A 23608-nucleotide genomic window follows, 5' to 3' on the forward strand; every position below is an offset into this window, starting at 1 on the left:
CTGACGAGCCAGCCCAATGCAGTGTGACATGGTCGCGGCAGAACCGAAAAAAAATACTTTGGACATGTCACATCGCCGGAGCCCGCCTCGTCAGTGCAGCGAGCGTCAATTCGACGCTGCTGTGAAAGGAACGATGGAATGAACGAGATCAAAAGACTGGTGTGGCACGAAGTTGCTCCGAAGGGCGCTCAGGCATTGTTCGGCGTGCACCAATACATCGCGACGGGCACAAATCTGCCCAAAGAGATGATCCATCTCGTGTTCCTGCGCGTGTCGCAGATCAACGGCTGCGCGCATTGTATCGACCTGCATACGCGCGACCTGCTCAAGACGATGCCGCTCGACAAGGTGCTGCTGCTGTCGGTGTGGGCAGAAGTGCCCCACCTCTTCGATCGGAGATATCGCGCAGCCCTTGCCTGGGCCGAAGAAGTTACGCGCGTCAGCGAGACCCACGCCTCGGAGGACGCCTACGCCGCAGCAGCGGCAGCGTTCGAGCCACGCGACCTGGTCGACCTGACGATCGCGATCGCGGCGATGAACGCCTTCAACCGGCTTGGCGCGCCATTCCGTTTGCCGGTCAAAGCCAAGCCCTGACACCTCCCGACGTATTGGATCTACAGACCATGACCAAACGACTGAACCATATGCGCCAACTGCCGGCACTGACGCAGAAGCTGGGGCTGGGTGTATCTGTCGACCGTGCTCGACGACTTCTCCCGCTATGTCATCGCCTGGAAGCTTTGCACCACCATGCGCGCCGGGGACGTCACCGACACGCTGGAACTGGCGCTTGAAGCCTCGGGCTGTTCGTCAGCCAGGGTCGTGCAAAAGCCCAGGCTGCTCAGCGATAATGGTCCGAGCTACATCGCCGAGGAGCTGGCCCAATGGATCGGTGCCAACGGTATGAGCCATGTCCGCGGCGCCCCGATGCATCCCCAGACCCAAGGCAAGATCGAGCGCTGGCACCAGACCCTCAAGAACCGGATCCTGCTGGAAAATTACTTCCTGCCCGGCGATCTGGAGACCCGGATCGAGGCCTTCATCGACCACTATAATCACCGCCGATATCACGAAAGCCTCGGCAATGTGACGCCCGCCGACACCTACTTCGGCAGGGCTGACGCCATCATCCAACAGCGCGAAAGGATCAAACGGAAGACCATCGAACACCGACGCTTGCAGCACCGCAAGCTCGCCGCTTAATATCAACCCCAGGACGAGGCCCGCGCTCCGCTAATCTACGCCGCGATCTGCGCCAAATGTTCTGACGACAGACACGGTCCCAAGCCTGCCGCAGCATGTTCACGACATGGTTGGAAGCATCTCGCCGCGCAACCACAGGATCGCCTTGCTTAGGCCGCCCTCCCAAAAAAGCTTCGATCTCGGTCTCGGCACGCAGCGTGATCTGCATTTCAGCCGGCAGGTAAGAGCGCATTTCTTCAAGGCCGGCGAAGGTGACAAGCAGCGCGTCATGTCTGACGCTTGGCACTGGTAGCATTTCGGGTATCTTTTTAAGCGTGTCAGCGCTCACTCGCAGGTTGTAGAAGCGCACACGAGGCGGCAGCGCTTTGAGGCCAAGCGAGTTTGTCATAAGTTCGGCATTCCGCTCGATTACCCGATCCCGCCCCTCGAACCAGTCCGAGACCCATTGACCCACGGCTTGCGATTCGGCGCGTCTCGGGAATTCGTCTCGCGCGAGCAGTTTGAGCAGCCTAGCTAGCCCGTCGGCCCAGGAAGGGTGGAAAGCGATCGCATTCTGCCGCGCGACCTGCATGGGGAGGTCGCTTCGGTTGAGTGGCGCGAGCGTGATGGGGACGATGAACTTATCATGCTCGATCCCCAGCCTCTCAGCGGTTGCAGCGGCGCGCTCTATTTCGTCAAGAACGCCGTTTTTCGAGCGTGTCACCTTGGAAACGATGGCGACCGTCTTTCCAATCACTGTGTCGAAAGCTTGTTCGATCCCGCTCCAGAATCGCTCGCCCCAATCAGTTGTGTGGCTTCTGACCAGACGCGATATCCGGCATTGGCGAGTTGCATGCCAAGCCAGACGGCAAATTCGGTATCCTCTGGCATAGCATGACTGAGAAAAATGACGTCTCTTGGCGTTTGTCCGATTGCATCGTTCAAAATCGGGCCCTCGAAAGCATTGACCGTCTGTCTTTGGCCTTTAACATCTCAAGTCTCCAGACCTTTTTAGGCGCAGGTGATTTGGAGGCTCCGCCGCCTCGTGCCGCTTGTGCAACTTCTCCATGAATGTGTAGAGAGTCGATGCGCAATTTCTCCTTGAAACCTGAAGATATTCCGTCATTCAAGCCTATGGAGCAAAGTTGTTATTGACGCACCCAAGCATTAGCGATTCGCTGCTCCAGTTTGTGATCGTTTTTTCATATCTGGAGACCCGCAAAAACCGGTAGCGTTTGGACGGCTATAATGATTCACTGAGGGCGCGCGATCACGGAGGCCAGCTATGGATCCCAAGTCCCTGTTCAGTTTGAGCGATCACCTTGAGGCATTGAGCAAGGAGGGCGATCCGCTTGAGGTTTTGCAGGAGACGGTGGATTTCGAGTATTTCCGGGCGTGGCTGGTCGAAGGACTTGGTTATGGCGATGGAGCCAAAGGCGGACGCCCACCCTTCGATCCGGTGATGATGTTCAAGGCCCTGATCCTGCAGGCGCAGCATAATCTATCAGACGCCCGGATGGAGTTCATGATCCGCGATCGGCTGAGTTGGCTACGGTTTCTGGGACTGTCGCTTGGGGATCGCACGCCGGATGAGAACACGATCCGGCATTTTCGCAATCGCCTGACCGAGACGGGAACGCTCAAGCGGGTGATGAAGGCCTTTGACTGGCAACTCCAGAAGAAGGGCTACATTCCAATGTCCGGGCAGATCGTGGACGCCTCGCTGGTGCCTGCACCAAGACAGCGGAACACCGAGGGCGAACGTGAAGCGATCAAGTCGGGCAAGAGCGCCAGAGATATCTGGCCGGACGAGCCGAACAAGGCAGCACAGAAAGATACCGACGCCCGCTGGACCCTCAAGGTCGGCGGGAAAGTTCGGTATCGGGCGGATGGGACGCCGCTCCCCATGATCGCCCTGCCGGTCTTCGGCTATAAATCTCACATCAGCATCGACCGACGCTTCGGCTTCATCCGAGGCATGGCGGTGACTTCGGCGTCAGCGGCGGACGGGCGTCTTCTCCGACAGGTCGTCAGCACGGACAATACCAGTTCCGAGGTATGGGCTGACAGTGCCTATCGATCCAGGCGCAACGAGAAGTGGTTGTCGGATCAGATGCTCACGTCCCGCATTCATCGCCGCAAACCCATGGGCAAGCCGATGTCGAAGGCAACCGCACGGGCCAATGCCGCCAAATCCTCGATCCGTGCACATGTCGAGCATGTCTTCGCGCATCAGAAGAACCGGTTCAACCTGTTCATCCGCACCATCGGCCTGGCCCGCGCTGAGGCAAAACTGACCCTTTGCAACCTGGCCTACAACTTCAACCGCCTGATCTTCCACGAACGCCGGGAATGCAGGGGCTGACTCTGTCTGCAAGCCAGCCAAACCGGCGAAAACAACGCCAGGCATCGTGGAAATCGCTCCGAACGATGCCGTTCTTGCGCCCCGAAGCCTCGACGTCATCAAACCAGCCCGCTTCGCCAGAAATTACCCGGTTTTTGCGGGTCTCCAGCTAACCTTGGTGTTCCTGTTATCGACCAGGGAAACACCATTGCCATTGAGATCAAGCACAATGGGCGAGGCAATGCCTACTTGGACACCTCCCTTAAATTCGGTCTTTTCGATCCCGGTCAGCGTGTCCTTACCATCGTTCCCATCAGCAAGCGGACTTGTATCAATGATCGAGACGCTGCCTCCCGAAGTGACCAAGGAATAAGATGCTTGTTCACCAGCAAACCTGGCAATGTCCGTGCCACTCCCTCCTGAAATGATATCATTGCCGCCGTCACCGGAGAGGATATCGTTTCCATTGCCGCCGTAAAGTTGGTCATCGCCGTTTCCACCAGCGATATTATCAGAACCTTCATAGCCATAGAAAATATCAGCACCTTCAGTGGGTTGCTGAGACCGAGCCATCATATCAGCGAAGGTCCAAACAGTGCCATCGGCGAAGGTCACCTTTTCGATCCGCGAGCCTGTCACGGTATTGTCGAGGGTGATTCGATCAGTCGATCCGGCAAAGGTCAGGATCAGATCATTTCCATTATCGGCTTGCGTCACTGTCACGTTCGCCGGATCAATGCTGATACCTAGCTGGACAATATCCTCTCCCGCCTGACCGGCGTCATTGATGATGTCCTGCCCGTCACCAATGTTGAACACATAAATATCACCGTGGTCATTCCCACTTAGCGTATCACTACCCGGACCTCCGATCAGGATGTCACTGCCGGAACGGCCATAAAGGACATCATTCCCTGCACCACCGGTCAGCGTATCGGCATCAGAGCTGCCCGAAAACACATCGTCGCCCCCGTTGTTCAGCATGGATCGCGTCACCAGATCCGCATGCGTCCACACCGTGCCGTTATTGAACGTTACCTTTTCGATCCGGCCCCACCAGTCCTGCATCGTATTGTCGAGGGTGACGCGATCGTCGGTCCCTGCGATAAGTAGGATCAGATCGTTCCCATTGTCAGCCTGTACGACCGTGACGTCGGAAGGGAGGATCCCAGGACCGAATTGCACGATGTCCTCACTACCTTGGCCGCCATCTGAAACGAAATCCTGACCGTCGCCCAGATTGAACACATAAGTGTCGCCACCATCGCCGCCGCTCAAGATATCATTGCCGATGCCACCTTGGAGAATGTCGTTGCCGGCGCGGCCATTTAGGACATCCTTTCCTGCACCACCGGTTAGCGTATCGGCATCAGAGCTGCCCGAAAACACATCGTCGCTCCCATTGTTCAGCATGGATCGCGTCACCAGATCCGCATGCGTCCACACCGTGCCGTTATTGAACGTAACCTTTTCGATCCGGCCCCACCAGTCCTGCATCGTATTGTCGAGGGTGACGCGATCGTCGGTCCCTGCGATGAGTAGGATCAGATCGTTCCCATTGTCAGCCTGTACGACCGTGACGTCGGAAGGGAGGATCCCAGGACCGAATTGCACGATGTCCTCACTACCTTGGCCACCATCTGAAACGAAATCCTGACCATCGCCCAGATTGAACACATAAGTGTCGCCACCATCGCCGCCGCTCAAGATATCATTGCCGATGCCACCTTGGAGAATGTCGTTGCCGGCGCGGCCATTTAGGACGTCCTTTCCTGCACCACCGGTTAGCGTATCGGCATCAGAGCTGCCCGAAAACACATCGTCGCTCCCATTGTTCAGCATGGATCGCGTCACCAGATCCGCATGTGTCCACACCGTGCCGTCATTGAACGTTACCTTTTCGATCCGGCCCCACCAGTCCTGCATCGTATTGTCGAGGGTGATGCGATCGTCGCTACCGGCAAAGGTCAAGACCAAGTCATTGCCATTGTCCGCCTGTGTGACTGTCACATCACCGGGTGCTATGCCTGCGCCAAGCTGAACGATATCGTCCCCCGCCTGGCCGGAGTCAGTGATGATATCTTGTCCATCTCCAGGGTTGAACACATAGATATCACCATGGTCGTTGCCACTTAGCCAGTCGTTACCGGCACCGCCGATCAGAATGTCGCTGCCCGCCAACCCGCTGAGCCTGTCATTTCCCGGCCCACCGGTCAGGGTATCTGCGGAGCTTGTTCCAGTGACAACCAAATCTGACGGCGAAGTGGAAACACGTGCAACAAGATCATTATGCGTCCAGACGGTGCCGTCTGCGAAGGTCACCCGCTCGATCCGCCGCTGATTGTTCGTCATGGTGTCGTTAATGATGATGCGGTCGGTCGAGCCGGCGAAGGTAAGCACGAGATCATTGCCGTTATCGGCCTGGAAGACCGTAACATCGGAAGTCAGGATACCCGTGCCCAACTGGATGGTGTCGTTGCCCCATCCATCATCAGTGATCGTGTCCTGGCCATCCCCGGGATTGAACACGAAGATGTCATCACCGCTATTCCCGTACAATATGTCATTGCCGGTCCCGCCTGTCAGAACATCGTTACCATCACGACCAACCAGAATGTCGTTGCCCGCGCCTCCGGTCAGAGCTTCACCGAATTCGCTACCATAGAAGGCGTTGTTAGCGACATTGTCGAGCATAGAACGGGCGACAAGATCATTATGGGTCCAGATCGTGCCGTCGGCAAAGGTGACGCGCTCGATCCGCCGCTGGCCGTTAATCATCGTATCATTGATAACGATGCGGTCATTCGAACCAGCGAACGTTAGAACGAGATCATTGCCGTTATCGGCCTGAGAAACCGTCACGTCGGAGGTCAGGATACCCACGCCCAACTGGATGGTGTCGTTGCCCCATCCATCATCCGTGATCGTGTCCTGACCATCGCCGGCATTGAACACGAAGGTGTCATCACCGCTATTCCCGTACAATATGTCATTGCCGGTACCGCCTGTCAGAACATCGTTGCCATCACGACCAACCAGAATGTCGTTACCCGCGCCTCCGGTCAAAGCTTCACCGAATTCGCTGCCATAGAAGACGTTGTCGCCAGAATTATCCTGCATAGAGCGGGAGACAAGATCATTATGGGTCCAGATCGTGCCGTCGACAAAGGTGACGCGCTCGATCCGCCGCTGGCCGTTAATCATCGTATCATTGATAACGATGCGGTCAGTCGAACCGGCAAATTTCAGTACGAGGTCGCTGCCGTTGTCCGCCTGGGAGACCGTCACATCGGAGGTCAGGATACCCACGCCCAACTGGATGGTGTCGTTGCCCCATCCATCATCCGTGATCGTGTCCTGACCATCGCCGGCATTGAACACGAAGGTGTCATCACCGCTATTCCCGTACAATATATCATTGCCGGTCCCGCCTGTCAGAACATCGTTACCATCACGACCAACCAGAATGTCGTTGCCCGCGCCTCCGGTCAGAGCTTCACCGAATTCGCTACCATAGAAGGCGTTGTCAGCGACATTGTCGAGCATAGAACGGGCGACAAGATCATTATGGGTCCAGATCGTGCCGTCGGCAAAGGTGACGCGCTCGATCCGCCGCTGGCCGTTAATCATCGTATCATTGATAACGATGCGGTCATTCGAACCAGCGAACGTTAGAACGAGATCATTGCCGTTATCGGCCTGAGAAACCGTCACGTCGGAGGTCAGGATACCCACGCCCAACTGGATGGTGTCGTTGCCCCATCCATCATCCGTGATCGTGTCCTGACCATCACCGGCATTGAACACGAAGGTGTCATCACCGCTATTCCCGTACAATATGTCATTGCCGGTACCGCCAATGAGAATGTCATTGCCGTCGCCTGCGATCAGAACATCGTGGTCTGCACCGCCTTCCAGCCGATCATTGCCGCTCCCACCAGAGAGAGTGTCATCGCCGCTCCCGCCCAAAATTAGGTCGTCACCCTCCAACCCAGAGATAATATCATTGCCGCCAAGGCCAAAAATATCTTCGCCGGCGGCTGTGCCGACGATGTAATCCTTATATTCTGAACTGAATGAACGCAGATAAATCGTTGCAATATCACCGGCATCAAGAGGGCCTACGCCAACAAAGCTGAACCGCTCGACCGCCGAGCCACCCATGTTGACCTGATTAGTCAATATGATTCCTTGCGAAGCATCACCAAAGTGAAGCTGCAGATCATTGGTACCTGTGATCCGAATAACATGCAGATCTTCGAGTTTCAGCTCACTGGAAAAGAATACAGCATCTTCGGCGCCGGATTCTTCTGTGATGCGGTCGAGGCCTGAACCTGCCGAATAGACATACATGTCACTGTCGGAACCGCCGAACAGGAGATCGTTTCCAGCGCCACCGATCAGTGTATCAACCCCGTCATTTCCGCGGAGTTCGTCGTTTCCTTCATATCCATACAAACGCTGATCGCGGGTCTGTCGCGACTGCTGTGTATAGACCGTTCCGCCATTTGCTCCCGTTGAAGCGACAAACTCTGTTATCGTGGACACAACGACGTTGAGCACATCGTTCCCGGATGTGCCATGCACATCGGCTGCCGGCTTCATCAGCCACTGCCATCCGGTGACGTTCTTCACATAGTCTCCGCTGATTCCCATGGCAGCGGCTACGTTGAACAGCAGGGATCCTTCTTTTTCGTACCACGCCTGCCACGGATGCACCGGCTCCGGCTCCGGCTCTGGCTCGCCTTCGCCCGAGCCGAAGGTGCTAACTATATAACCGTTCGTTTTCGGAGGTGCCGGCGGCGGTCCGCTAGACGCGCCTACGAACATGCTTCCAAAAGATGGCTGATCCTTGATGAACTCCCTGGCGAAGGCATCAAAGTCACCCGTCACCAAGCCTGTTTCGGGATCCAACGAAAGATCAGAGAATTTCTCAAGATATTCGTAAGGAAGTTCAAGGTTCGCAATATTGGACAGAACTGAATCCGTTAAATCGGCAACGGTATCCAAATAACCAGCATCGAACGGATCAAGGCCAGCCAATTGGCTACCCAGATCAACCATGAGCATATTTCTGGAGCGGTCGGCCGCCTGAATAAGGAATCCAACCCCAAACCGCCCAATGATGCTGTCAAAAACATCGTTGATCCGGGCCTGCTGACTTGCGCTTAGATCGAACAGAGACTCCCCTGTAAGGGCTTCGATGAGCTTTTCCTTGAGAGATGCGCTCGTTTCACCTGCCGCATGCAAATCTATACCGGCCCAGCGGTACAGGATATCCATGAAGCCACCATCAAGAAAATCCTTGAAGGTGTCGAAATCATGGTTCTGCGCGACCAGATTGAGGACCATGCCCTTCAAGGTCGGATCATGGAACATCGAAGTTCTCAAATCGGCAATCGGACCATAGCCCCCGAGATTAGGTAGCGTTCCGATTTCACTCAAGTCCGCCCCCTGCGGCAATGTTGGGCGCGTCACCGTTTCATCTTTTGCGAATTGCACACTGCCCATCGCACGTTGAGCGCCGGAGGTAAGGGTATAACTCCCTACTCGCGCGATAACATTGCCGCCAGCGTTAGCACCTGATGACGTGTATGCCAGATTGAAACTGGTAATTCCGGCTTGCGCCGTTGTCAGCAGTTCGCTCGACGAAGAAACTCCGTCACCATTGACATCGCGCCAAACGAGCAGCTTGGAGAACTCAGCATCCTGTTGATTGATTTTCCCATCGCCGTTTGAATCCAACGAAGCCAATTCATCAAAGCCGTCAATATGCGTGTTACCGATCAACTCATCGATACCATCGACCTGCCCGTTCTGATTAGCATCAAGAACCAATAGGCCATCATTCGGGTCGATCCAGCCTACGCGTTCCATTGCACCGTCGCCGTCAACATCAAATCTGGTATTGCTTGCGTTAAGGGCGGTCAATGTAATGCCATTGCCGTCTAGATCGAGAACTAGCGGATCCGAGCGGAAGTGACGAAGAAGATCGCCAAGGGCGTCCAGCGCATCGACAGCGTCAAACCCGAAGTCTGCGGCCTTTCCAAAAAGCCATTCTCCAATCAATCCACCGCCGAAAGCGCCCACTATCGAACCAACAATTCCCGCTACGATTATTCCGACTGGTCCGAATGGACTTCCAACTTCTATTCCGGCAATAGCACCGAGAAATGCGCCACCGAAGGCACGCCCAAGCAGGCCGCCAATCAGTTCATCTGCACGCTTAAGGTCGCCGCGTGATAATGCATCAATAACTTCTTGATAGGTTTGAGCAGAGTCCAGCCCTATCAGTGCTGCTCCAACCCCTTCTCCCGCGAGGTGGAAAATTTTACTTTGTACACCTTCTGGAAGATCGCTCCACTTAAGCGATCCCATCTCGGGAATTGTAACAGCCCCCTTCTCATCGAACGCAATAGACCTCCAGAAGTCTGATAGACCTTTAGCAGGACCAAGGGGGCGACCGAATATTGAATTTTCGTGATATTTAGGACGCATTGATTCGACATAGTCCGCGCCCCGCATATAATTTTCATAGGTAGGATTTGCAGAAAACCTATCCGCATACAATCCAAGCCTATTTCTATAATTACTTTCATCAAATCCGGCTTCATTGAACCATGGCTTACCCGGAAATCGATCCTCTCCGCTAAGAAATATCTGTCGTCCATTTGAAGCTGGAGACCCGCAAAAACCGGTAGCGTTTGGACGGCTATAATGATTCACTGAGGGCGCGCGATCACGGAGGCCAGCTATGGATCCCAAGTCCCTGTTCAGTTTGAGCGATCACCTTGAGGCATTGAGCAAGGAGGGCGATCCGCTTGAGGTTTTGCAGGAGACGGTGGATTTCGAGTATTTCCGGGCGTGGCTGGTCGAAGGACTTGGTTATGGCGATGGAGCCAAAGGCGGACGCCCACCCTTCGATCCGGTGATGATGTTCAAGGCCCTGATCCTGCAGGCGCAGCATAATCTATCAGACGCCCGGATGGAGTTCATGATCCGCGATCGGCTGAGTTGGCTACGGTTTCTGGGACTGTCGCTTGGGGATCGCACGCCGGATGAGAACACGATCCGGCATTTTCGCAATCGCCTGACCGAGACGGGAACGCTCAAGCGGGTGATGAAGGCCTTTGACTGGCAACTCCAGAAGAAGGGCTACATTCCAATGTCCGGGCAGATCGTGGACGCCTCGCTGGTGCCTGCACCAAGACAGCGGAACACCGAGGGCGAACGTGAAGCGATCAAGTCGGGCAAGAGCGCCAGAGATATCTGGCCGGACGAGCCGAACAAGGCAGCACAGAAAGATACCGACGCCCGCTGGACCCTCAAGGTCGGCGGGAAAGTTCGGTATCGGGCGGATGGGACGCCGCTCCCCATGATCGCCCTGCCGGTCTTCGGCTATAAATCTCACATCAGCATCGACCGACGCTTCGGCTTCATCCGAGGCATGGCGGTGACTTCGGCGTCAGCGGCGGACGGGCGTCTTCTCCGACAGGTCGTCAGCACGGACAATACCAGTTCCGAGGTATGGGCTGACAGTGCCTATCGATCCAGGCGCAACGAGAAGTGGTTGTCGGATCAGATGCTCACGTCCCGCATTCATCGCCGCAAACCCATGGGCAAGCCGATGTCGAAGGCAACCGCACGGGCCAATGCCGCCAAATCCTCGATCCGTGCACATGTCGAGCATGTCTTCGCGCATCAGAAGAACCGGTTCAACCTGTTCATCCGCACCATCGGCCTGGCCCGCGCTGAGGCAAAACTGACCCTTTGCAACCTGGCCTACAACTTCAACCGCCTGATCTTCCACGAACGCCGGGAATGCAGGGGCTGACTCTGTCTGCAAGCCAGCCAAACCGGCGAAAACAACGCCAGGCATCGTGGAAATCGCTCCGAACGATGCCGTTCTTGCGCCCCGAAGCCTCGACGTCATCAAACCAGCCCGCTTCGCCAGAAATTACCCGGTTTTTGCGGGTCTCCAGCTTGATATTCTGGATTCTGCGCCGTTTCAAACGCCAGAGATCTTTCGCCTTTGTCGGACCCAGTATATTGGGCAGCCACTTCCGGTGACAATATATCGACGTCTATCCTGTTCGAATGTTGATCTAACCAGTCTTTAATCAACGGTCCGTCGTCATACCCTCCAGCCGTCAGCTCTTCGATTATTTTTGAATTCGTCACCAATCGATCGTCGCCAACCAGAAGGTCATCAAGAAACCTATATGCGTCAGGCGGGATCGGATCCCCCGGCTCCCAATTTCCAAGCCCAGCATTTATTGCATATATAAGATCATTGGTGTCGAGAAAGATGACGTCAACCATGTCGGATACCTCCAACATTCTTAGGCATGCCAAGCTTAACTGTTCTTATGGCGGTTCTCATATCCATCCATGCCGATATAAGCGCCATATGCCCTTCCACCTCCGCATTATTTTGTAAAAATTGGAAAACGGTAGCCTGTACATCTTGCAACTCATTAACTTCTACGGCTCTCCCTTTAGCCTCAATCGACATCCATTCTTTGAATTCTAGTTGGAATAGTTTTTCAAATTTATTGAGTAGTTCTATTATATCTGATTCGCTGTGAATCTTAGGGTGCGTTAGCTTAATCATAAATAACTCCGCATATATTTCTTTACAAATTTCGTGTTATTAGAGTTTTTTATCTCTCTCGCCCAGATTCTTCTACAGATTCCTGGATAGGCGACACCAAATAACTTAGGATGCTGCGCTTTCCAGTCCTGATGTCGGCTATGGCTACCAAGCCAGCACTTAATCGTACGTTATTCGATATCGTCTTATCGACAGGTTCGAGATGGATACGAATTGGGTAAACGAGACCAAGCTTCTCATCCTCGATAGCATCCGATCCGATGCTATCAACATACGCGGGAATGGTACCGTATCGAGTGAACGGGAACGCCTCGAGTTTAATAGCTACTGGCTGCCCCTCTTTCACGAAGCCGACATCTTTGTTGAGGATCTTGACCTCAGCTACAAGAGAACCGCCTTTGGGCACCACCACCATGATTGGCTTGGCCTGTTCTACGACGCCGCCAATGGTGTGAATGGAAAGCTGAGTGATCGTCCCATCGACAGGAGCGGTAAGGCGCTGCAAGCTGCTGCGCTGTCGGCTCTTGGTTAGTTCCTCCTGGCGTAACCGCGCATCGGCCTCCGCCTTAGCAAGGTCCGTCAATATGCGTGCACGCGCTTCGGCCTTGCTCTGGGCCATAGTGCTGGAGGCACTAGAGGATTGGGCTTCAGCCCTGCGCGCCGTCGCCAGCGCCGCCTCACGATCTCGGGCCGTTGCGAAACGCTGCCGCCGCATCTCGATAACCTTGAGCTTGGCGGCATAGCCCTTTGTCAGCAATCCTTCATAGGCATCGAGTTGCTGATCCAGGAGCGGGAGGGTTTCTGTTAGCTTGGCAGCCTGTACCAGCGCTTCCGAACGCGCTGCATTTGCTGCCTGCAAATCCGCCGATCGACCCGTTGCGGACGCTTCGATTGAAGCCAGCTCCGCCGCCGCCAAGGCCCTCTGGGTCGCAATAAGTTGCAGAGCCGTTCCCTTGGGCGGCACAAAGTCGAGTCCATTCCCGTCCAATGCTGAGAGCCTGATCCGAAACTAAGTTGAGTGGTATCAGCGGGTTAGCTTGACGCCAGCCCAAGTCGTTGATTCAGGTGGTTTTGCGAAGACTACCGGAGATCAACGATGTGGACCGACACCACTCGGGCGCAGTATGCCCGCGCGGACTTGGCTTTGCCAAGTGATTTGACCGACGCCGAATGGGCGCTGCTTGAGCCGTTTTTTCCGCCGCCGTCGCATGTGGGCCGTCCGCGCAAGTGGCCGCTCAGGCGGATTGTCGAGGCGATCCTGTATCTGTTGCGCGGCGGTCTGCCGTGGCGGATGCTGCCACCGTGCTTTCCGCCGGTCTCGACAGTGCGGCGCTGGTTCTACCTGTGGCGGGACAACCGGCTCTGGTTATCGCTCAATCATGCCCTATTGCTGATCGGGCGCGAGGCGACCGGGCGCGATGCCTCGCCCAGTGCCGGGGTCATCGACAGCCAGAGCGTCAAGACCACCGAATCCGGCGGTCCTCGCGGCTATGATGCGGGCAAAAAGATCAAGGGTCGCAAGCGCCACATTTTGACTGACACCGAGGGCAATCTGGTCCACGCCGTGATCCACACCGCTGACATCCAGGACCGAGACGGTGCACCGCTGGTGCTGGCCGAGATCATCAAGCGCTTCCCGTGGCTGCGCTATGTGTTTGCCGATGGCGGCTATGCTGGCGACAAACTCCGACAGGCGCTGCGCCGGATCGGCAAATGGACCCTCGAGATCGTCAAACGGTCCGATACCGCCAAGGGTTTCGTGGTCCTTCCACGCCGTTGGGTCGTAGAGCGGACGCTGGCATGGCTGAATCGAAACCGCCGACTGGCCAAGGACTTCGAGCAAACCATCGCGTCAGCAACCGCATGGCTGTTCATCGCCTCGATCCAGCTCTTTGCCCGCCGCATCGCAAGGCTATGAATTCGCAAAGGATAATTTTGAATCAGACTCTGAGAGTACCGCCTTGGCGCGCGCGACATCAAACAGTGCCGTTTGCAGCGCGGCCTCCGCCTGGACAGTTTCGGCGGTCGAAACCGTCGGATCGAGTTCGACCAGCACCTGCCCTTTGCGCACGAACTGACCGTTGCGAACATAAATAGCGCGCACGATCCCTGCCTCCGCTGGCTGAACCAGCTTGACGTTGTCCGCGGGGATCAGACGGCCTGGCGCAGAGGCCACTACATCGACCTTGCCAAAGGTCAGCCATACGATTGTCGAGACAAGGATGATGAGCAAAACCCAGGTCGTCGCTCTTGCGGTGGGCGACACGGGCTGTTCGATGATTTCCAGCGCTGCCGGAAGAAAGGTGACTTCATCGACCCTTATCAGTTTGTTCGCCCGCCGTTTTTCATCGGCGAGCGCAGCGCGGACTACATCCCAATGTTGCGCGATGCTATTCATGCCGCGCCCTCACTCACACCCATCTGTCGCCGGTGCAGGCCAGCATAGCGACCGCCTTGTCGCAGCAGTTCGTCATGGGTGCCGACTTCGACGATCCGTCCTTTTTCCAACGTCATGATGCGGTCGCATTGGCGGATTGCCGAGAGGCGATGGGCGATGATGAGGACCGTGCGGCCCCGCGCCATAGCACGGAGATTGCGCTGGATGATCTCCTCGCTCTCCGCGTCCAAAGCCGAGGTGGCTTCGTCAAGGATGAGAATGCGAGGCTGCGTGACCAAGGCGCGAGCAATGGCAATACGCTGGCGCTGTCCACCGGACAGGTTGACGCCCCTCTCCTCGATGATCGTGTCATAGCCTTGCGGCAGACCAACGATGAACTCATGGGCGCCCGCAAGTTGGGCGGCGGCCATGACCTGTTCCAGCGGCATGGCGGGATGGGCCAGCGCGATATTCTCGCGGATCGAACGGTTGAACAGCAGGTTTTCCTGCAACACCACACCGATCTGACGACGCAGCCAGCTTGGGTCGATCTGGGCGATATCGACGCCGTCGATGAGGACCCGTCCTGCCGCCGGGGTATAGAGGCGTTGCAGTAGCTTGGTGAGGGTGGACTTGCCCGATCCCGAGGAGCCAGCAATGCCCAGCGTCCCGCCCGCGGGCAGATGGATGTCGATATCCTCCAGCGTCCAGGGGCCATCCACGCCATAACGGAACTTCACGCCCTCGAAGCGGATGGTGCCCTTGATCTCCGGCAGGGCGACGCGGGAGCCTGCGCCCGGCTCGATGGGCTGGTTGAGGACATCGCCCAGCCTATCGATGGAAAGGCGAACCTGCTGGAAGTCCTGCCAGAGTTGGGCCATGCGGATGACCGGTCCCGAAACGCGCTGGGCGAACATGTTGAAAGCGACAAGCGCTCCCACCGTCATGGCCCCGGCAATCACCTCGCGGGCGCCGAAGAATAGGATGGCAGCGAGACTGAGCTTAGAGATTAGCTGGACTGCTTGGCTGCCAGTATTGCCGAGATTGATGACCCGCTGATTGGCGGCACTATAGCCTGCCAGTTGCCGTTCCCATCTTTCCTGCCATTGCGGCTCAACCGCCGACGCCTTGATGGTCTGCATCCCCGACACGCTTTCCACCAGCAGGGCGTTGTTGGCCGAGCCGCGTTCGAATTTCTCATCGAGGCGATGACGCAGCGGTCCGGTGACGAGCAGCGACACCCCGACATAGGCCGGAATCGTGGCGGCAACGATCCAGAAGAGGGTGGGAGAATAAATCCACATTGCCACCAGGAAGACGATGGTGAAGAGGGGATCGATCAGGACCGACAGCGACGCGTTGGTCAGGAATTCGCGGATGGATTCAAGCTGGCGTACCCGCGTCACCGTGTCGCCGACACGGCGCCCTTCGAAATAGGAGAGTGGCAGACCCAGCATGTGCCGGAAGAGCTTGGAACCCAATTCGACGTCGAGCTTCTGACTGGTCTCCGAATAGAGCCGGGTCCGCAGCCAGCCAAAGGCCACCTCCCAGAGCGAGACCGCCACAAAGCCGACCGACAGCACCTGGAGGGTCGCCAGGGTGTTGTGGACCAACACCTTGTCGATCACATTCTGGAAGAACAAAGGCGCGGCCAATCCAAGAAGATTGAGCGCCAGCGTGATGAGCAGCACCTCGCCAATCAGCTTGCGATAACGAACGACCTGCGGGATGAACCATCGGATATCGAAGCGACCGGCTGCGCCACCTACGCTTTCACGCGTGGTCAGCAGAATAATCTCGCCGGACCAGATCGCCTCCAGTTCGTTCCTTGAAAGCTTCTCGACATTGGCGTCAGGGCGTTGGATCAGCGCTTCCGACTCAGAAGCACGGCCGATCAGGAACCAGCCCTCATGTCCATTGGCCATCACCGGCAGCGGCTGTCGCGCCAATCTGTCGAAATTTGCGTGAACAAGGCGCGCGCGAACTCCGTCCTGACGTTTGGCTAGCCTTAACACTTCATCGGATGTCAGCGCCTCATGATGCCCCAGTTCATGACGCAGCTGTTGAGGATCGACAGCAATTTTATGCACGGCCAACAGCGTAGCGAGCGCACGCACGCCGCTCTCGACGCCCGAAGAGACGTCTCCCAATCCCCTGTCCATCTTCACCCCTGTTCGGCGCAGACCCCGGCGCCATCGCAATGGGTTTCACAACCGCACGGACTAATCAATTCAATTTGCGACGATTTGAGGAATTTTATCAGGATATTTCAGTTCATTATGGATGATTTAGCCCTAGCTTCTCATTAACCAGACAGGCCCATCGGGCCTGTCACCAACAAAGGGTTAGCCGTCGCATCGAGTTTAAAACAAGCAGGACTGGATCGGCCGTGATAGCCGTCACGGTGGGGTCGGATTTCGAGGATTTCCGGTCTCTTCGCTGAGTGCTGCCATGGCATCGGCAACATTTGCGATTTGCATCACTTGCAGCTCAATCCGTATCACAAAATCCCAAAAGCCTGCTGGGCCATGTGATGGTATACGCGATCAAATTCGTCATATTATACAGAAATATCAATAACTTAATCCACTAAAACAATTCCCGTAGGGGTCACCAATAGCATCAATGGATGGGATGGATGGTGAACCAGGAAATTGGTCCATCTCCTTTATCCATGGATTCTTCCCGAAAATCAGCCGTTTACGCTCAAATGCACTGAAATCCTGAAGCCATTCCCCTGTCCGATAGTCGACCCCGATGAAATGCGAACGGTCGCGTTCCCGTCGGCGTTCGGCCTCAAGAACGGTTCAGCCCATTCGACCAAGCCAATCAGATGATCAAAGCCCGCGCAGCATTTCGAGACGGCGTTCGCCGATGATGCGCGCAGTCTCCCCTCGTTAATGTAGTCTCCTCGTTAACGATGCACAGCAGCCCGCCGAACGCTCCCTCGGCTATGTGCAGCGGACTGTAGGAGAAGCTGTGGCAGGCCCCCTCGGGGAAACCGCTCCGCTCAAGCAGCAGCAACGCCTTGTTCCAGGTCGCCTCGCCGGCACGCGCACGCGACCTGATCAGCCACCTCGTCATAGCCTTCGGACCAGACCCTCGCAGAACGGATGGCCGAGCATGGCCGGATGCTCGATGCCGAGCGTCGGGATATCGGCATCCTCCTAGAAGAAGCTGAACTCTTCACCCCAGCCATGCCGGAGATCGGCGTCACCGCGCGGGAACGGGAGCAATCCGCATGCCCCTCCCCCCGGACGGGCATGCGCGGTAAAGCGTCAGTTCGCCTTGCTCAGATCCACCTTCTCGACCCATTCGGGATAGAAGGTCGGCTCCCGGTTCGACCAGCCCACGGCGGTCGCCGCTGCCTCACTGATCGACTGGAGCAACGCGCGGCGCTTTTCGGGATGCAGATGCGGCAGGCTCGCGGCCGCGCAGAAGGCACCCGGCAGCCACGGCCGCGCCCCCGCCCCCAGCAACCGCTCGTAGAGAAAGCGATAGGCCGAAAAGCTGCTCAGCCGATCCTGGCCCAGGTCGAAGGCGGAGATCGTCACCAGCGGCGCCATGAACGGCTCCATCTGATCGAGGCCGCTGTCATCGGGCACGCGGGCCTTGATCTCCTCAAGGCGGCCGTAAATCCGCGCCTGCGCACGGATGCTGGCTTCCTCCACCATGTCGCGCGACCACAGCTTCATCGCATCGCGCCGATGGAGGCCGATATCCAGCGATCTTCGGATATAGCGCTGCGTGGCGGCCGGGAAGCTGGCGAATTCACGCAATTCCGCCAGTGTGATGGCCCCGTCCGCAGGTCTTGCACTCGTGCCCATGCTCATGCCCTCCGACTTCAAGTCGACCGACAAACCATGCGCCCAATATGGTTTCTACAAGATTAAGCGCCGGTTGCCCCGACAGACACAGGGAATCATTTTTCCTTGTGCGGTGCAACATGTAATTTTTGTGAATGCGCCCAATGGATAAGCGCCACGGCAGGAATGTCCGCCGGCACCCTCGCGCATGGCACATTTTCGGCCCTTTGCCGCGCCCTCACTCCTGCGCGGCCAGCGGTTCGGCCCGCAGCATCCCGGCCAGTTCCGGCCAGTGCACCGCCGCCCCTTCCTGCGCCGCAGCCTGCAAGGCACGGTAGCGCGCCAGCAATGCCTGCCCGAATGGGGTCAGACGCGCCCCTTCGGTCGAGGTGGCGACCACCGGCGTCGTCCAACAGCGATTCATGACGTCCACCAGCAACCAGCAGCGGCGATAGCTCATCTTCAGCTTGCGCCCGGCAGCGGAAATCGACCCTTCGCCGGCAATGGCGTCCAGCAGGTCGGCCTTGCCCGGCCCCATGGCGATTTCCTCGCCGCAATAAATCTGGATCTTGATCTTCAACATCGGCCCAACCATAGCGAAGCCTATGCCATGGCGGCGCGAAGAGGCCAATGCGCCTTTCCCGCGAAACGGCTACGCCTTCAGGCCCGCCGCTCCAGCACGGCCCCGATCATGCTCCGCCACACCGTCACGTCGCCCGCCTGCGCCATCTGCGCATCGGGTTCGCGCAATGTGTGCAGGATCGCATAGGCGTCATCGACATGGTTCTGCCAACTGGCATCGACTGCGCCCGCCGCGTGCGGATCGCTGCCCTCGCCGTTCAGGCTGAGCTGGCGCCCGGCCAGGACACGGGCAATGCGTTCGATCGCGGGAGTAGCGGAAGTCGGCATATGAAGTGGCTCCTCTCACCTGCGAAGGGGCCACATCGGGGCGGCCCCTTGCGAAAAACGATCATATCACGATTTCCCGCTCCGTCTATCGCCGGTCCTTCTCCTTGCCCCCGGGAAAGCCGGAAGACGGCACCGGATCACCATGGTCGCCCGGCGCGGTGGCGGACGGCGGGTCGGACGCGTCCATCGAATCCTTCAGGCCCTCGTCCAGCTTTTCCTCAGGGGTGATGGCATGGTCCTGCTCGTCGGTGGGCCGCTTGTCGCCCGCTTCCTCGCGGCTGTTGGGACGGATATCGGTCTTGTCGGTCATGGCTCTCTCCTTTTCCGATCAACGGGCCAGCGCGGCGGCCGGTTCCGCCCCCCGACCACACCCTCATCGACCAACGCCCTCATCGACCAACGCATGGAACCCTTCGACCAGCTTCACCGCCAAGGGGCGACAGCGCGGACCGCTTGGCCTAGACTTTCGCCCATGAGCATAAAGAATGAAGACGGCGAGCCGGGCGTGCCGCCGACGGTCGCACTCTATTCGATACTGGGTTTCTGGTTCTTCTATGCGGTGCTGGTGACGCTGCGCGCCTCGGTCATGGGGTTCGAGGCGCAGGGGGCCATGGCCGCGCGCCGCGCGGTGGTGACGGTGATCGGCATCGTCGTCACCTGGGTCCTCTATCTCTGCCTGCGCCGGTTCGACCGCAAGCCGCTGGCGACCCGCATCGTCGCCGCCTTCACCCTGGCCGCCCCCTTCGCGCTGGCGACGGCGGCAGCCAATTTCTACGTCTTCAACATCTATGATCCGGCCTCGCTCTTCCCCGACGCGGATTACCAGAAATATGCGAGCGAACAGGGTTTCGCCCTGACCCAGATCGTGGAGGACGCGATCAGCCGCTATTTCTTCCTCGCCGCCTGGGCCGGCCTTTACCTCGCCTTGTCCTATGCCAGCGAGGCGCATCGGGTGGAACGCCGCGCCGACCGGCTGGAACGCGCCGCGCAACAGGCCGAACTGCGATCGCTGCGCTACCAGGTGAACCCGCATTTCCTGTTCAACACGCTCAATTCGCTCTCGTCACTGGTGATGAAGAACCGGCGCGACGAAGCGGAACAGATGATCCTCTCCCTCTCCAATTTCTACCGCACGAGCCTCACCGGCGACCCGCTGGAGGATGTTTCGCTGGAGGAGGAAGTGCATCTCCAGAAACTCTATCTGGATATCGAAGCGGTGCGCTTCCCGGATCGCCTGTCGACCAGCATCCGGATACCCGACAGGCTGCTCAATGCCTGCGTACCCGGCCTCATCCTGCAACCGCTGGTCGAAAATGCGATCAAATATGGCGTGTCGCGCACGTCCAGCCCCGTCACCATCACCATCGCCGCGCGGGAGGAGGAGGGCATACTCCACCTCAGCGTCACCGATAATGGCGACAAGCCGCCTAGCGATGCCGATGCGGGCAGCGGCATCGGCCTTGCCAATGTGCGCGACCGCCTGACCGCGCGTTTCGGCGATAAGGGGCGCATCGACTATGGTCCCCGCACCGGCGGCGGTTTCGCGGTCGACCTCACCCTGCCCGTCATCCGCAGGAATATCTGAATGGCCATCCGCACCCTGATCGTCGACGACGAGCCGCTCGCGGTGGAGCGGCTCCAGATGCTCTGCGCCCGCGAACCGCGCATCGCCCTGGTCGGCACGGCCAGCGACGGCGAGGCGGCCCTGCGGCTGATCGAGGGGCTGGAGCCCGATCTGGTGATGCTGGACATCGCGATGCCGCTGCTCGACGGCATCGGCGTGGCGCGGGCGACATCGCGCATGGGCATCTGCCCGGCGGTGATCTTCGTGACCGCGTTCGAGGGGTTCGCGGTCGAGGCCTTCGACCTTGCCGCCGTCGATTATCTGCTCAAGCCCGTCGCGCATGAACGCCTTGCCCGCGCGGTCGACCGGGTGGAACAGGCGCTCGGCAACCGCGCCGCGCCCTCCCCTGCGACCAGCATGGAGGCGGAGAGCGAATGGGCAGAGGAATTCTGGGTCCCGCACCGGTCCGAACTGGTGCGCATCGGCGCGGTCCAGATCGACCGGATCGAGGCGGAACGCGACTATATGCGCCTGCATGTCGGGCAGAACAGCTATTTGCTGCACCAGACGATCAGCTCGCTGGAAAACCGGCTCGACCCGCAGCAGTTCGTCCGCCTGCACCGATCGCATATCGTGCGCCGCGACCATATCGCGCGCCTTCGCCACGACGGCAGCGGCGTCTGGTCCGCCTGCCTGGTCGACGACACGGAAATCCGCATCGGCCGCACCTATCTCGCCAACGCCCGCGCCATGACCGGGCGCTGATCGATCGGAGCGGGTTTGGGTGGCTAGTAGACTGGCGGCTTTGCGCCGCGATCAGATCAAACCGGCCATCGCTAACGTCTGCGAAATTCAACAGTCGTCCGTCTGCCCGACAGATTAATTGTCGTTGGCGTCGGGCTACCATCAAGACGGAGCTTCAAAGCGCTTTTCTTCCTGTCGATACCGACCCGATTTACATCTGACACACCGACGTAAACGGCGGGCAGAACATATCGCCCAACTTTGTCGTGTTCGACCACATAGCTAACTATCTGCTTCTGCAAGGACATTTGCCCGCCTTGCAATTTTAGGGAGCCACAGCAAGCGCTCACATAAATGCCGTCGGCTGACCCGATTGGCTCGCGAGGCGGGAAGGCTGCCCAATATCCGAGCAAAGCCACAAAGAACGTAGGAATGAGAACGATGCGGACGAGGGTGGCCTTATTCACCACTGCATTATCAGCCAAATTCCATGACATAGCAACGTCCGGTATCTGGACTGCGTGCCGACGCTTTGAACGGCCGGAAATGGTCGTCAGCGGCCTGGCGCATCCAAACAAAAAGGCCCGGGTCTCCCCAGGCCTTTGCTCCATCACCAAAGCGGAAAATCTCAGTTCCCGGCGCCCAGCGGCTTGTCCTTGGCCATATCCGCATAGCGTTCGCCATTATTGGCCTTGGCGATCGCCAGTTCCACCGAACTGCGCACATGCGCGGCAGCGACCGACTGGCACTCCTTGATCTCGCTGTCCCTCGTGCCGTGCTTGCAGACCTTCCACGCGGCCCGCCAGATCCGCCACTTCAGCGCATTCTGCCCCTTGGCGCTGGACAGGTCCAGGTCATGATAACGGACGTCGGCGGTCTTACCGTTGGATTGGAATTCGACGGCCGAAGCCGTCCCGGCAACGCCCAGCAATGCGGCGGCAGCGATTATCTTCGCGGCGATCATGACACTCATCTCCTCAACTCTCGTCCGCGCGCGGCGAACCTCAAGCGAAGAGAAGAGAGGGCCTCAACAGATCATCGTCTCTGTCTTCGCCCATCCGGTTTACGCCCGCTGCCCGTGCACCGCCTTCCGCTTTCGACCGGCGCCCCTTCCCGTCGGCCAACGACGCCCCTGTCGACCAAATGCAGTCCAGCTTGGACGAACGACAATTTTACGCCAAAAAAACAAGCTTTCCGTAGCGGAAAATTACAAATGTTCAACAAGCGCGCGACACAAAAAACACCCCCGGCGCAAGGGATAGGCCGGGGGTGCATCCAGGAAGCTGTCGGGCTCTCCGGGACTTCAAACTGTTATCGACAGGGCAACCTCACACCGGCCGGAACCGTATCGGGTCGTCGCTGTGTCGGCACGCATCATAGCGCGGGCGAAGCAGGACCGTTTTCCCCATTCGATGATCCGCCGACCCGCCCCGCCCGGCGGCATCCACGGACGACAAACCGCAGCAGCCCGTCGACGAACGACATCACATCGCAGCCCCGCCGCCCGCCGCCAGTTGCGCCCGCAAATCGACCAGCGTCCGCGCGTCGACCGCAGGCCGCGACGGCGCCTCCTGCCCCTCGCGCAGCTTGCGCTTGTCCTTCTCCGGCGGCTCCACCACTCGCACCCTGACCGGCGCATGGCCCGTCGCCCTGATCCCCAGTTGCTCCGCCGCGCCGCGCGACAGGTCGATGATCCGCCCCTGCCCGGCAAAAGGCCCGCGATCGTTCACCCGCACCAGGATGGTCCGCCCCGTATCCAGCGACGTCACCTCGACATAGCTCGGCAGCGGCAGCGTCGTATGCGCCGCCGTCACCGCCCTGGGCACGAAGCGCTCCCCATTGGCCGTCTGGTTCCCGCTCTCATGCCCATACCAACTGGCATAACCCAGATAGTCGTAGGTGGGATCGGCCGCCGGCACATAAGTCACCCCGCGCACCGTATAGGGTTTCCCGACCCGCACCGGCACATCGCTCACCGGCCGGAACTTGACGCCCCCGCCACACCCCGCCAGCGCGACCGCCACGGCCAGCGCCCCGCATCGCATCCGAACCGAAATCCCGCTCATCC

20 protein-coding genes and 1 pseudogene are annotated in these 23608 nt (G+C 58.2%); 7 read left to right on the forward strand and 14 right to left on the reverse strand.

Features of this window, described 5'->3' with window-relative positions; translation table 11 throughout:
- Nucleotides 1-138 precede the first annotated feature (138 nt).
- Nucleotides 139-594, forward strand: coding sequence for a carboxymuconolactone decarboxylase family protein (locus CAF53_RS02715; protein ID WP_197707347.1), 456 nt, complete (start codon nucleotides 139-141; stop codon nucleotides 592-594).
- A gap of 81 nt (nucleotides 595-675) precedes the next feature.
- Nucleotides 676-1203: pseudogene (locus CAF53_RS02720) on the forward strand (DDE-type integrase/transposase/recombinase); the annotation flags it as partial.
- On the opposite strand, the gene CAF53_RS26985 reads toward CAF53_RS02720, so the two are convergent.
- Nucleotides 1148-1939, reverse strand: a complete 792-nt coding sequence (locus tag CAF53_RS26985) for a hypothetical protein (RefSeq protein ID WP_157801193.1) — start codon at nucleotides 1937-1939, stop codon at nucleotides 1148-1150. The pseudogene CAF53_RS02720 and the gene CAF53_RS26985 sit on opposite strands and share 56 nt — an antisense overlap.
- On the reverse strand, nucleotides 1936-2127 hold the full coding sequence (locus tag CAF53_RS26990) for a hypothetical protein (protein WP_157801194.1): 192 nt from the start codon (nucleotides 2125-2127) through the stop codon (nucleotides 1936-1938). The genes CAF53_RS26985 and CAF53_RS26990 overlap by 4 nt, the downstream gene beginning before the upstream one ends.
- A 340-nt stretch (nucleotides 2128-2467) precedes the next feature.
- On the opposite strand from CAF53_RS26990, the gene CAF53_RS02730 reads away from it, so the two are divergent.
- Nucleotides 2468-3547 carry a transposase gene (locus CAF53_RS02730; protein WP_100236968.1) on the forward strand — a complete coding sequence of 360 codons (1080 nt, stop codon included), beginning with the start codon at nucleotides 2468-2470 and terminating at the stop codon, nucleotides 3545-3547.
- 123 nt (nucleotides 3548-3670) lie between these two features.
- On the opposite strand, the gene CAF53_RS02735 is transcribed toward CAF53_RS02730, so the two are convergent.
- Entirely contained in the window at nucleotides 3671-10051 is a 6381-nt protein-coding gene (locus tag CAF53_RS02735) for a calcium-binding protein (protein WP_100237257.1), read from the reverse strand.
- A gap of 229 nt (nucleotides 10052-10280) precedes the next feature.
- Between CAF53_RS02735 and CAF53_RS02740 the strand changes: the two genes are divergently transcribed.
- Complete coding sequence (locus tag CAF53_RS02740) at nucleotides 10281-11360, forward strand: transposase (RefSeq protein WP_100236968.1); 1080 nt, start codon at nucleotides 10281-10283, stop codon at nucleotides 11358-11360.
- 98 nt (nucleotides 11361-11458) lie between these two features.
- Here CAF53_RS02740 and CAF53_RS02745 read toward each other — a convergent pair whose 3' ends face one another.
- From CAF53_RS02745 to CAF53_RS02750, 3 genes are read right to left on the reverse strand one after another with little or no spacing between them, the layout of a single operon-like run.
- Nucleotides 11459-11848, reverse strand: a complete 390-nt coding sequence (locus CAF53_RS02745) for a hypothetical protein (RefSeq protein ID WP_157801195.1) — start codon at nucleotides 11846-11848, stop codon at nucleotides 11459-11461.
- Nucleotides 11841-12140, reverse strand: coding sequence for a hypothetical protein (locus CAF53_RS26995; protein WP_157801196.1), 300 nt, complete (start codon nucleotides 12138-12140; stop codon nucleotides 11841-11843). The genes CAF53_RS02745 and CAF53_RS26995 overlap by 8 nt, the downstream gene beginning before the upstream one ends.
- 49 nt (nucleotides 12141-12189) lie before the next feature.
- Nucleotides 12190-13128 carry an HlyD family type I secretion periplasmic adaptor subunit gene (locus CAF53_RS02750; protein ID WP_242443373.1) on the reverse strand — a complete coding sequence of 313 codons (939 nt, stop codon included), beginning with the start codon at nucleotides 13126-13128 and terminating at the stop codon, nucleotides 12190-12192.
- Between the two features lie 108 nt (nucleotides 13129-13236).
- Between CAF53_RS02750 and CAF53_RS02755 the strand changes: the two genes are divergently transcribed.
- Nucleotides 13237-14058: an IS5 family transposase gene (locus tag CAF53_RS02755; protein WP_100237067.1), complete on the forward strand. Its 822-nt coding sequence runs from the start codon at nucleotides 13237-13239 to the stop codon at nucleotides 14056-14058.
- Here CAF53_RS02755 and CAF53_RS02760 read toward each other — a convergent pair.
- The 6 genes from CAF53_RS02760 to CAF53_RS02790 all read right to left on the reverse strand — a co-directional run bounded on the left by CAF53_RS02760 (nucleotide 14053) and on the right by CAF53_RS02790 (nucleotide 19542).
- Nucleotides 14053-14538, reverse strand: a complete 486-nt coding sequence (locus tag CAF53_RS02760) for a biotin/lipoyl-binding protein (RefSeq protein ID WP_242443374.1) — start codon at nucleotides 14536-14538, stop codon at nucleotides 14053-14055. The genes CAF53_RS02755 and CAF53_RS02760 overlap by 6 nt on opposite strands.
- Nucleotides 14535-16679, reverse strand: coding sequence for a type I secretion system permease/ATPase (locus CAF53_RS02765; protein WP_100237259.1), 2145 nt, complete (start codon nucleotides 16677-16679; stop codon nucleotides 14535-14537). The genes CAF53_RS02760 and CAF53_RS02765 overlap by 4 nt, the downstream gene beginning before the upstream one ends.
- Before the next feature lie 1116 nt (nucleotides 16680-17795).
- On the reverse strand, nucleotides 17796-18344 hold the full coding sequence (locus CAF53_RS02775) for a hypothetical protein (protein WP_046763161.1): 549 nt from the start codon (nucleotides 18342-18344) through the stop codon (nucleotides 17796-17798).
- Between the two features lie 217 nt (nucleotides 18345-18561).
- On the reverse strand, nucleotides 18562-18906 hold the full coding sequence (locus CAF53_RS02780) for a LysR family transcriptional regulator (protein WP_232307490.1): 345 nt from the start codon (nucleotides 18904-18906) through the stop codon (nucleotides 18562-18564).
- A gap of 77 nt (nucleotides 18907-18983) precedes the next feature.
- Nucleotides 18984-19232, reverse strand: coding sequence for a hypothetical protein (locus CAF53_RS02785; RefSeq protein WP_046763162.1), 249 nt, complete (start codon nucleotides 19230-19232; stop codon nucleotides 18984-18986).
- 85 nt (nucleotides 19233-19317) lie between these two features.
- On the reverse strand, nucleotides 19318-19542 hold the full coding sequence (locus tag CAF53_RS02790) for a hypothetical protein (protein WP_046763163.1): 225 nt from the start codon (nucleotides 19540-19542) through the stop codon (nucleotides 19318-19320).
- 162 nt (nucleotides 19543-19704) lie between these two features.
- Between CAF53_RS02790 and CAF53_RS02795 the strand changes: the two genes are divergently transcribed.
- Both CAF53_RS02795 and CAF53_RS02800 read left to right on the forward strand, forming a co-directional pair.
- The gene (locus CAF53_RS02795) at nucleotides 19705-20817 is read left to right on the forward strand and encodes a histidine kinase (protein ID WP_046763311.1); all 1113 of its coding nucleotides are present in this window, start codon (nucleotides 19705-19707) and stop codon (nucleotides 20815-20817) included.
- Nucleotides 20818-21561 carry a LytTR family DNA-binding domain-containing protein gene (locus CAF53_RS02800; RefSeq protein ID WP_046763164.1) on the forward strand — a complete coding sequence of 248 codons (744 nt, stop codon included), beginning with the start codon at nucleotides 20818-20820 and terminating at the stop codon, nucleotides 21559-21561.
- A 607-nt stretch (nucleotides 21562-22168) separates the two neighbouring features.
- Here the strand turns inward: CAF53_RS02800 and CAF53_RS02805 are convergent.
- Both CAF53_RS02805 and CAF53_RS02810 read right to left on the reverse strand, forming a co-directional pair.
- A complete protein-coding gene (locus tag CAF53_RS02805) occupies nucleotides 22169-22504 on the reverse strand; it encodes a UrcA family protein (protein WP_100238669.1) in 336 nt (111 codons plus the stop codon).
- Nucleotides 22505-23024: 520 nt separating this feature from the next.
- Nucleotides 23025-23606 (reverse strand): septal ring lytic transglycosylase RlpA family protein, encoded by a 582-nt coding sequence (locus CAF53_RS02810; protein ID WP_046763167.1) that lies wholly within the window; start codon nucleotides 23604-23606, stop codon nucleotides 23025-23027.
- Nucleotides 23607-23608 lie beyond the last annotated feature (2 nt).

The sequence above is a fragment of the Sphingobium sp. LB126 genome (assembly GCF_002795205.1).
GTDB classification, from domain to species: domain Bacteria; phylum Pseudomonadota; class Alphaproteobacteria; order Sphingomonadales; family Sphingomonadaceae; genus Sphingobium; species Sphingobium chungbukense.

Excerpts from the sequence above, each read along its gene's own strand:
- CAF53_RS02760 (WP_242443374.1), bottom strand. The coding sequence starts at position 14,538 with ATGAATAGCATCGCGCAACATTGGGATGTAGTCCGCGCTGCGCTCGCC.
- CAF53_RS02755 (WP_100237067.1), top strand. The coding sequence starts at position 13,237 with ATGTGGACCGACACCACTCGGGCGCAGTATGCCCGCGCGGACTTGGCT.
- CAF53_RS02805 (WP_100238669.1), bottom strand. The coding sequence starts at position 22,504 with ATGATCGCCGCGAAGATAATCGCTGCCGCCGCATTGCTGGGCGTTGCC.
- CAF53_RS02735 (WP_100237257.1), bottom strand. The coding sequence starts at position 10,051 with ATGCGGGGCGCGGACTATGTCGAATCAATGCGTCCTAAATATCACGAA.
- CAF53_RS02780 (WP_232307490.1), bottom strand. The coding sequence starts at position 18,906 with ATGTTGAAGATCAAGATCCAGATTTATTGCGGCGAGGAAATCGCCATG.
- CAF53_RS02765 (WP_100237259.1), bottom strand. The coding sequence starts at position 16,679 with ATGGACAGGGGATTGGGAGACGTCTCTTCGGGCGTCGAGAGCGGCGTG.
- CAF53_RS02785 (WP_046763162.1), bottom strand. The coding sequence starts at position 19,232 with ATGCCGACTTCCGCTACTCCCGCGATCGAACGCATTGCCCGTGTCCTG.
- CAF53_RS02790 (WP_046763163.1), bottom strand. The coding sequence starts at position 19,542 with ATGACCGACAAGACCGATATCCGTCCCAACAGCCGCGAGGAAGCGGGC.
- CAF53_RS26995 (WP_157801196.1), bottom strand. The coding sequence starts at position 12,140 with ATGATTAAGCTAACGCACCCTAAGATTCACAGCGAATCAGATATAATA.
- CAF53_RS02795 (WP_046763311.1), top strand. The coding sequence starts at position 19,705 with ATGAGCATAAAGAATGAAGACGGCGAGCCGGGCGTGCCGCCGACGGTC.
- CAF53_RS02800 (WP_046763164.1), top strand. The coding sequence starts at position 20,818 with ATGGCCATCCGCACCCTGATCGTCGACGACGAGCCGCTCGCGGTGGAG.
- CAF53_RS02740 (WP_100236968.1), top strand. The coding sequence starts at position 10,281 with ATGGATCCCAAGTCCCTGTTCAGTTTGAGCGATCACCTTGAGGCATTG.
- CAF53_RS02730 (WP_100236968.1), top strand. The coding sequence starts at position 2,468 with ATGGATCCCAAGTCCCTGTTCAGTTTGAGCGATCACCTTGAGGCATTG.
- CAF53_RS02810 (WP_046763167.1), bottom strand. The coding sequence starts at position 23,606 with ATGAGCGGGATTTCGGTTCGGATGCGATGCGGGGCGCTGGCCGTGGCG.
- CAF53_RS02775 (WP_046763161.1), bottom strand. The coding sequence starts at position 18,344 with ATGGGCACGAGTGCAAGACCTGCGGACGGGGCCATCACACTGGCGGAA.
- CAF53_RS02715 (WP_197707347.1), top strand. The coding sequence starts at position 139 with ATGAACGAGATCAAAAGACTGGTGTGGCACGAAGTTGCTCCGAAGGGC.
- CAF53_RS02745 (WP_157801195.1), bottom strand. The coding sequence starts at position 11,848 with ATGGTTGACGTCATCTTTCTCGACACCAATGATCTTATATATGCAATA.